General features: G+C 73.4%; 6 protein-coding genes. 3 read left to right on the top strand and 3 right to left on the bottom strand.

All coding sequences use genetic code 11. The features are described 5' to 3' along the window. Positions 1 to 275: 275 nt before the first annotated feature. Complete coding sequence (locus tag ACGFH9_RS17185) at positions 276 to 893, bottom strand: pyridoxamine 5'-phosphate oxidase family protein (RefSeq protein ID WP_393219967.1); 618 nt, start codon at positions 891 to 893, stop codon at positions 276 to 278. A gap of 166 nt (positions 894 to 1,059) precedes the next feature. Between ACGFH9_RS17185 and ACGFH9_RS17180 the strand changes: the two genes are divergently transcribed. From ACGFH9_RS17180 to ACGFH9_RS17170, 3 genes are read left to right on the top strand one after another with little or no spacing between them, the layout of a single operon-like run. Then, positions 1,060 to 1,560 carry a DUF2231 domain-containing protein gene (locus ACGFH9_RS17180; RefSeq protein ID WP_393219964.1) on the top strand — a complete coding sequence of 167 codons (501 nt, stop codon included), beginning with the start codon at positions 1,060 to 1,062 and terminating at the stop codon, positions 1,558 to 1,560. After that, the gene (locus ACGFH9_RS17175) at positions 1,557 to 2,105 is read left to right on the top strand and encodes an Hsp20/alpha crystallin family protein (RefSeq protein ID WP_393219961.1); all 549 of its coding nucleotides are present in this window, start codon (positions 1,557 to 1,559) and stop codon (positions 2,103 to 2,105) included. The genes ACGFH9_RS17180 and ACGFH9_RS17175 overlap by 4 nt, the downstream gene beginning before the upstream one ends. Before the next feature lie 8 nt (positions 2,106 to 2,113). Then, complete coding sequence (locus ACGFH9_RS17170; RefSeq protein ID WP_393219959.1) at positions 2,114 to 3,220, top strand: glycosyltransferase family 9 protein; 1,107 nt, start codon at positions 2,114 to 2,116, stop codon at positions 3,218 to 3,220. Here ACGFH9_RS17170 and ACGFH9_RS17165 read toward each other — a convergent pair. Together ACGFH9_RS17165 and rfaE2 are read right to left on the bottom strand one after the other, a co-directional pair. Further along, positions 3,210 to 4,085 carry a glycosyltransferase family A protein gene (locus ACGFH9_RS17165; RefSeq protein WP_355235401.1) on the bottom strand — a complete coding sequence of 292 codons (876 nt, stop codon included), beginning with the start codon at positions 4,083 to 4,085 and terminating at the stop codon, positions 3,210 to 3,212. The genes ACGFH9_RS17170 and ACGFH9_RS17165 overlap by 11 nt on opposite strands. After that, entirely contained in the window at positions 4,082 to 5,878 is a 1,797-nt protein-coding gene (gene rfaE2, locus ACGFH9_RS17160; RefSeq protein WP_393219956.1) for a D-glycero-beta-D-manno-heptose 1-phosphate adenylyltransferase, read from the bottom strand. The genes ACGFH9_RS17165 and rfaE2 overlap by 4 nt, the downstream gene beginning before the upstream one ends. Between the last annotated feature and the right edge of the window lie 122 nt (positions 5,879 to 6,000).

The raw sequence follows: 6,000 nt of genomic DNA, 5'->3' as shown, positions 1-6,000 counted from the left end.
CCGCCGCGATCTGGCACAACAACAAGACCGGAGCACCCGTCACCCGATCACTCATTGCCTACGACCACTGACGGGTTCGGAACTACTCGTCTAGCGAGAACGAGCGCCGCGGCGGGTGCGTGGTCGACTGCACCGTCCACGGTGAGGGTGGGGGCGAACTCGAGTGGCGGTCCGCGGGGGCTGTGAGCCACTGCCTGCTTGACCTGGGCATCTTCTGTCGCCGTCGACGCACACCGCCGGAGACCCGGGTCCGGTTTGACCGCGACGCGACGACGTCAGACGTAGATCTTCTCGGCGTACTCCGGGCCGTAGTGCCTCTCCAACTCCTCCAGGCTCTCGGCGGGCGCCTCGACCTCCTTGATCAGGCGGGCGCGGGACGGCAGGACGTCGGGCTGCCAGGTCTCCGGCTGCCACAGCGCGGACCGCAGGAACGCCTTCGCGCAGTGGTAGAAGATCTGCTTGATCTCCACCACGACGGCCAGCACCGGCCGGTGGCCCTTGACCACCATGTCATCGAACCAGGGCGCGTCGCGGACGAGGCGGGCCCGTCCGTTGATGCGCAGCGTGTCGGTGCGGCCCGGGATCAGGAAGAGCAGCCCGACATGCGGGTTGTCCAGGATGTTCTGGTAGCCGTCCGCGCGCTTGTTGCCCGGCCGCTCCGGCAGCGCGATGGTCGTGTCGTCGAGCACCAGCGCGAACCCGGCCGGGTCGCCCTTGGGCGAGACGTCACAACTGCCGTCCGCGCCGGCCGTCGCCAGCAGGCAGAACGGCGCGGCGGCGAGCCACTGCCGGTCCCGCTCGTGCAGGCGGGGGCGGTCCTTGTTGGCGGCCCGGGGGTGCGGTGTCCCGAGCAGCTCGCGCAGTTCCTCGTGCGTGGTGATCTCCACCGTCACGTGATCCTCCCTGAGCCGTTGACCAGGGTGGCGGGCGCGCCACCATCGCCAGCCTAGGCCCGCGTGGCCATCGAGGTTTGCCCCCGGACCGCCGGGGGTACGGCCTCACGCGACACGCCCGCCGCACGTACCGTTCGCGAAAGCGCCGACCAGTGGAGGCCGGGAGATGGAGAGCCGACTCAAGGTGCTGGGTCACCCAGTCCATCCCATGCTGGTCATGTTCCCGGTCGCGTTACTGGTCACAGCGGTGCTCTTCGACATCATCGACACCGTCGGCGGGCCCGACTTCCTCGGCGAGGTCGCGTACTGGAACATCACCGTCGGGTTGATCGGCGGCCTGCTCGCCGCGGCGGCCGGCTCGTTCGACCTGCTGGCGATCCCGACCGGCACCCGTGCGAAGCGGGTGGGTCTGCTGCACGCGGGCGCGAACGTCGCGGTGGTCCTGCTCTTCGCGGCCGTGTGGGCGGTCCGGCTCAACGCGGACTCGCGGGCCGCCGGCGGTGCCCTGATCGCCATCGAGATCGTCGCGGTGGCGATCCTCGGCATCAGCGCCTGGCTCGGTGGCGAGCTTGTCGATCGGCTCGGTGTGGGCGTCGATCCCGACGCCGATCTGAACGCGCCCAGCTCACTGCGACCCACCACCCAGCGGATCGGAGACGCGCGATGAGCGAGCAGCAGGCCGGTGGTTTCGGCCGGGGATGGCGCAGCCGGCAGCAGGGCTGGGACCCGATGGGCGAGTTGCAGTCGCTGCGTGCCGAGCTGAGCCGGTTGGTCGGCGGCCGGGCCGGGGCGTCCGACGTCGAGCTGACCGAGACCGCCGACGGCTGGCAGGTCGTCGTGCGGCTGCCCGGGGTCGCGCCGGAGGAGGTCGCCGTCGAGCTGGACGACCGTGAGCTGTGCGTGCGGGCCCGCTCCGAGGCGGAGGTCAACGCCGACCAGGGCATCCCCGGCGGTTTCGAGACGCGCGGTTTCGAGTACCGGGTCGACCTGCCGTCGCGGGTCGACCCGGAGGGCATCGACGCGGTGATGGACCACGGACTGCTGCGGGTCCACCTGCCCCGGGCGGCGCGACCCACGCCGCGCACCATCACCGTCGGCCGCACCGGGCCGCGCTCCAGCGGCCTGTCCGGGGGTACGCCGGTGCCGGCCGATCCCGCTGCGGACCGGGAGCTGCACCACCCGGACACCGCCGGCGAGATCGACCGGCCGTAGCGGGCCGCGTGGTCACCCCGTCCCTGCTCGGCCCGACGGCCGGGCGAGTCGACAACGTGCGGCGGATCGCGGTGCTGCGCGCCAACGCCCTCGGCGACTTCATCTTCGTGCTACCGGCGTTGGACGCGCTGCGTGCCGCGTACCCCTCGGCGGAGATCGTGTTGCTCGGTGCGCCGTGGCACGCGAAGCTCTGGCGCGACCGGCCCGGCCCGGTGGATCGGGTGCTGGTGGTGCCGCCGGGGCCGGGCATCCGCGAGCCCGAGGCGGACGAGTCGCCGTCGACGATGGACGACTTCGTGGCGGCGGTCCGCGCCGAGGGCTTCGACCTGGCGGCGCAGCTCCACGGTGGAGGCGCCAACTCCAACCCGCTGATCAGTCGCCTCGGTGCCCGGGTGACCGTGGGGCTGCGCGCCGAGGACGCGCCACCGTTGGACCGGTGGGTCCGCTACGTGTACTACCAGCACGAGGTGATCCGCTACCTGGAGACGGTGGCCCTGGTGGGCGCTCCCGCGACCACGATCGTGCCGACGCTGGCGGTCACCGACGCCGACCGGGCGGAGGCGGAGCGGGTGCTCGGTCCGCCTGACCGACCCCGGGTGGCGTTGCATCCCGGTGCCAGCGACACCCGGCGTCGCTGGCCGGCCGAGCGGTTCGCTGAGTTGGCGGACGCCTTGCACGACGACGGCTACGAGGTGCTGGTGACCGGTACGCCGTCGGAGCGGGAGGTGGTGGACCGGGTGGTCGCGGCGGCCGCAGTGCCGGTACGGCCGCAGGTGGGCACGCTCAGCCTCGGCGCGTTGGCCGGCTGCTACGCCGACTGTGCGCTCGTCGTCTCGAACGACACCGGTCCGCTGCACCTGGCCGCCGCGGTGGGCGCTCCCACGGTGGGCATCTTCTGGGTCGGCAACCTGATCAACACGGCGAACCCGCTGCGGGGCCGGCACCGGCCGATCGCTTCCTGGATGGTGCACTGCCCGGTCTGCGGCGTGGACTGCACGCCGGGCATCTACCCGCACCGGCCGGGCGACGGCGAGTGCCCGCACCGCGACTCGTTCGTCACGGACGTCCCCGTGGCCGAGGTGCGGGAAGCGGCCCGCGAACTGCTCAACCCGTAGTCAGGCCCTCGTCGGCGAGGACGACCTCCCACGCCTCCACGTCCCGCTCGGTGACCGTGGTGGGCGTCTCCAGGTGGTACGCGCCGCTGGGCAGGATGCCCGCCCCGCCGTGCCGGGCCAGCACCGCGAGCTGGGCGGCCACGTCCTCACCCTGGTGTCTCTCCTGCACCCGACGCCAGAAGTCGAATCCGCCGGAGTCGAGGAGCTTGGCCCGGTCGTAGAGCACACACCCGCCGATCCAGGACACCTTGTACGCCCGCCACCCGCCCGGCGGAAGTCCCACGGCGGACGTGACGTGCAGCAGGTTGGCCGCCGAGTGGATCCGGGCGCGGTCCCATTCGAGGGTGCCCGGACGCACCCGCTCCGGGACGGGCGGCCCGGTCCACTCCTCGTAGTGCCCGTGCGTGTCCGGCCGTACGTCGTCGGTGTACGACAGGCCGTGCACACCGTTGCCGACGAACCCGCAGCCCAGCTCCCCGATCGCGGTGACCAGCCGGCGCAGCGCCCCGGGCTCGAGCCAGACGTCGTCGTCGAGGTTGAGCACGTACCGGGCGGCCGACGCGGCGAGCAGGTACGCGCGGTGCTCGGCCAACCCCCGGCGTGGCAGCCGACGGGTCAGCAGCACCGGGTGGCCGCCGTGCCGCAGCGCCCGGACCATGGTGGCCGCCGCGGGGTGGGCGTACGCCGGCTCGGAGTCGGACTGGTCACTGACCACCACGCCGAAGCCGGGCACCCCCTCCTGCGCGGCGAGTCCGGCCAGGGTGACCGCCAGCTCGGTGGGCCGGTTACGGGTCGGGATCAGCACGTCGACCAGCCGGTCGGCGCGGAACTCCGCCGGGGTGCCGAGGTCGAGGGGCCGGTTCACGACGACTGGATGCGGGTGCTCAGCGACGGGTCGGAGGCGTACGACGACGGATCCTGACCGTGCGACCGGATCCGCTCGATGATCGCGGAGGTGGACCGGTCCGGCACGTACCCGAGGGTGCGCACCTGGCCGCCCAGCCGCCGCACCAGCGGCGCTTCCGGGACCAGCTCCGGTGGGTAGTCCCCGCCCTTGACGTAGACGTCCGGCCGGACCGCCTCGATCAGCGCGGCGGGCGAGTCCTCCTCGAACACCACCACATGGTCCACGCAGGACAGCGCTGCCAGGAGGGTGCCACGGTCCTCGACCGGGTTGACCGGCCGGTCCGGACCCTTGAGCCGGCGTACGCTGCCGTCCGAGTTGACCGCCACGATGAGCAGGTCACCCAGGGCGCGAGCCTGCTCCAGGTAGCGCACGTGCCCGGGGTGCAGCACGTCGAAGCAGCCGTTGGTGAACACGACCGACCGTCCCGCCTCGCGGTGTTCGGCGACGATCGCGTCCAACTCGTCAGTGCCGACCACGGCCGGGTGCCCGGTGGCCTCCGGCGGCATGTCGAGGGCGGCGAGCAGGTCGTCGCGCAGGCACACGCAGGTGCCGGTGTCGGAGACCGTGATGGTGGCCGCGAGCTGGGCGAGTTGCGCGGCGGTGGGCAGGGGCGCGGCGGCGGCCAGGGCCAGGGTCATCGCCGCCAGGTACGCGTCGCCCGCCCCCACCGCGTGACTCGCCGGCACCGGGGTGCTGTGGCTGCGCCGCCGCTCGCCGTCCGCGCCGCCGACCACCGCGCCGTCGGTGTCCAGGGTGACCGCGACGACGTCGGCGCCCGTGTGGGCGTGCAGTTCGGCCAGGCGCGACTCGGCCAGCACGGCCCGGTCCACGCCCGCGCCGGCCTCGGTGTTCACGGTGACGCCGGTGCCGGTGACGCTGAGACCGTCGCCGGTGAGGGCCACCCGACTCTCGCCGGGGGTGGGCTCGCCGACCGGGCCGGCTCGGTCGTCGGCGCGGGCCCCGCCCGGGGCTGCCCCGACGCTCAGCTCGGACGGTCCGTCGGCCGGATCAATGTCGGGGTGTTCCAGGTGCAGGTCGGTGCCGGACGTCGGACGGGTCGCGCCACCGGCGCGGGCCAGCAGCCTGGTGGCCTCGGCGAAACTCGGGGTGACGACTGTCGGCGCGAGCCCCCGCCAGTCGGCGAGGTCGTGGGCGTCCAGCGCCACCGTGGCGTACCGCTCGCGGTGCTCGACCAGCCACGCGCGGACCGGCGCGGGCAGTGCTCCCAGACCGTAGTCGCAGACCACCAGCGTGGGTGCCTCGCCGCCGGCGGCGGCGCGCAGCTCCTCGGTGGCGCAGTCCAGCGCCGTGAGCAGCCGGGTCACGCCCTCCGGGTCGAGCGCGTCGTCCGGGTCGCCGGAGTCCTCCCGGAGCAGGATCTGGTTGCCGGCCAGCATCCGCCGCTTCACGGGGGTGGGCCTGCCGGGTTGGTTGACGGTACGGTCCCAGACGCCGGCCCGGTCCAGACAGTCGTGCAGTTCGTCTCCGGCGACGTCGGCGCCGACCGGCGCGACCAGGACGGCCCGACCGCCGAGGGTGGCGACGTTGACCGCGGTGTTCGCGGCCCCGCCGGCTGCGGAGATCCGCCGGCGCAGGGTCAGGACCGGGGCGGGCGCCTCCCGGCAGAGCCGGTCGGACTCGGCGAACCGCCACTCGTCCAGCATGGCGTCACCGACGATCAGGACGGGACGCCCGAGCCAGCTCTCCACGACGGTGGCGAGCCTGCGCTGTTCCGCTGCTGCTCCTGCCATGCCTCCCCGGGTCCCCAGCGGCCCTCGGGACAAACCTGGGCCGGCTGGTGTGATGCCCGTCGTGGGGTGTTTCGGTCGGTAGGGCGCGGAAAGGACATTGACGCACCCCCGAGCGGAGATGT

It is taken from the genome of Micromonospora sp. NPDC049102 (assembly GCF_043197485.1).
Lineage (GTDB): Bacteria > Actinomycetota > Actinomycetes > Mycobacteriales > Micromonosporaceae > Micromonospora.
The sequence above is the reverse complement of the archived record's forward strand: the minus strand, read 5'-3'. Positions and strand labels throughout refer to the sequence as shown.